We start from the raw sequence: 2,428 nt of genomic DNA on the forward strand, positions 1-2,428 counted from the left end.
CCAGCCCCCGGCGACGCAGATCGGCCGGTCACTGTGGCCGCGCATCACCTCCGGCCCCACCCGGCAGGCCGTGTTCGCCGCCGAGGCGACCCTCCAGGAGCTGCTGTTCATCGTGGGGCCGCTGCTGGCCGCGGCGGTGGTCGGCGTCGGGGGCGGCCGGGTCGGGCTGCTCACCCTGGGGGCCGTCGCCTGCACCGGGGCCACCGGGTTCGCGCTGGCGCTGCGCCGGGCCGGGCACACCCTTCCGGCGGGCGGGGCCTCTGGGCCCGGCGGCGCGGCCGGAGGGGCCGCCTACGGCCGCCGCCGTTCGCTGCTGGCCGATCCCCGGCTGCTGCTGGGCGTCGGGGTGGTGATGGTGCTGGTCGCCGGGCTCGGCGCCGTGGACCTGGCGATGGTGGCGTGGGCGCGGGAGCTGGGCGCCCCGGGGTACGCCGGGGGCCTGATGGCGGTCTACGCCTTCGGCTCGCTGGTCGGCGGGCTGATCGCGGGCGCGCTGGCCGGGCCGCCGCGCATCCCGCTGCGGGCGTTCGGCACCGCGGCCGGGGCGGTGCTCATCGTGCCGCTGCTGCCGCCGGTCCTGCACCTGCCCACCCCGTGGCTGCTCACCCCGGTGCTGTTCATCGCGGGGCTGGCGATCGCCCCCACGGTGGCCGCGGTCACCGAGCGGCTCGGCGACCTGGCGCCGCCGGAGCGGCGCGGCGAGGCCTACGGCTGGATGACCACCGCCACCACCGGCGGCATCGCCGTCGCCTCGCCGCTGACCGGCTGGCTGATCGACCACGGCGGGGTGGCCCTGGGGGTCGGCGGCGCCGCCGCCCTGGCCACCCTCGCCGCGCTGCTCAGCCTGGGGATCAAGGCTCCAGGGCGGACAGGTCCGGGCGGCGGCCCGCCCACGGCCGGGCCCGCTCCAGCTGGGCCGACAGGGACAGCAGCGTCCCCTCCTCCCCCAGCCGCCCCGTCAGCATGACGCCGACCGGCAGCCCCTCGCCGGTCCAGTGCAGCGGCACGCTCGCCGACGGCTGGCCGGTGACGTTGAACATGGAGGTGTAGGGCGTGAACGCCGACATCCGGGCGAACTCCTCGCGCGGGTCGTCGGCGGCGAAGTACCCCACCGGCGCCGGGAGCTGCGCCAGCGTCGGGGACAGCAGCACGTCGTAGGCGTCCAGGCGCGGCACGGCCCGGCGCAGCGCCATCTGGATGCCGCCGGTGGCGCGCATGTAGTCCTCGACGGAGGCGGCGCGGGCGCGGGCGCGCATGCCCCGGGTGATGGGCCGAAGCCGCGCCTCGTCCTCCTCGGGCACCGGGGTGGCCACCGCCATGGCCGCCCACACCACCTCGAACATCCGCATCAGCGAGGCGTCGAAGGGCGGGTCGACCTCCTCGACCTCGTGGCCGAGGGAGGCCAGCAGCCGGGAGGCCTCCTCATAGCCCGCGGCGACCTCGGGGTGGACCTCGGCGCCGGGGACCGGGGAGGCGGAGAAGCGGCCGATGCGCAGCCGCCCGGGCTCGGCGCGGGCGTGGTCGAGGAAGGTGCGCCCGTCGCCGGAGGGCGGCGGGGCGTAGTAGTCGCCGGGGGCGCCCCCGGCCATGGCGTCGAGCAGCGCGGCGGCGTCGGCGACGGTCCGGGCCAGCGGGCCGCTGGTGGACAGGCCGACGTAGTCCGGCTGGAGCGGCGCGTTGGTGATGCGCCCCCGGGAGGGCTTGATGCCGAACAGCCCGCACACCGAGGCGGGGATGCGGATGGACCCGCCGCCGTCGCTGGCGTGCGCGGCCGGGGCCAGGCCCGCGGCCACGGCGGCCGCGGCGCCGCCGCTGGAGCCCCCGGCCGAGCGGGACGGGTCCCAGGGGGTGCGGGCGGGCGGGGCGATGTCGTTCTCGGTGTAGCAGGGCACCCCGAACTCGGGGGTGTTGGTCTTGCCGGTGAGCACGGTCCCGGCGGCGCGCAGCCGCGCGGCCACGTCGGCGTCGACCTCGGCGGTGCGGTCGGCGAAGGCGGCCGACCCGGCGGTCCAGCGCACCCCCGCCACCGGGGTGAGGTCCTTGACCGGCACCGGGACCCCGAGCAGCGGCGGCAGCTCCTCCGGCGTGTCGCGGACGACCCGTTTCTCCGCGTTGCGGGCTTGTTCTCGTGCGATTTCCGCGGTGACCGTAATGAACGCCCCCAGGTGGGGGCCGAGCCGCTCGATCCGGTCCAGGTAGTGGTCGGCGATCTCCACCGGGGACAGCTCCCGGCGGCGCACCGCCGCGGCCTGCTCCAGCGCCGTCAAGTCGTGAATCTGACCCATGGACGAAGCCTAGGGGGTGTTGCGTGGGTCATGGCCGTAGCGAGCGGTGTCCAGGTGCGTCCATCGCAAGGCCACTGCGCTCCTGAAAAGCAGGAGGAGTCGGCCTGGGCGGCTGTCGACTGATGAGAACGCAGCGAGGGGCG

Annotated in this window: 2 protein-coding genes; one reads left to right on the top strand and one right to left on the bottom strand. The window is 77.0% G+C overall.

The genetic code is table 11. The features are described from left to right. Positions 1–967 (top strand): MFS transporter (locus D476_RS36675; RefSeq protein ID WP_083939628.1); only part of this gene is annotated, 967 nt, incomplete at its 5' end. Here D476_RS36675 and D476_RS0125060 read toward each other — a convergent pair. Then, complete coding sequence (locus tag D476_RS0125060) at positions 852–2,285, bottom strand: amidase (RefSeq protein ID WP_026123839.1); 1,434 nt, start codon at positions 2,283–2,285, stop codon at positions 852–854. The genes D476_RS36675 and D476_RS0125060 overlap by 116 nt on opposite strands. Positions 2,286–2,428 lie beyond the last annotated feature (143 nt).

Source organism: Nocardiopsis chromatogenes YIM 90109, assembly GCF_000341185.1.
In the GTDB taxonomy this organism is placed as follows: domain Bacteria; phylum Actinomycetota; class Actinomycetes; order Streptosporangiales; family Streptosporangiaceae; genus Nocardiopsis_A; species Nocardiopsis_A chromatogenes.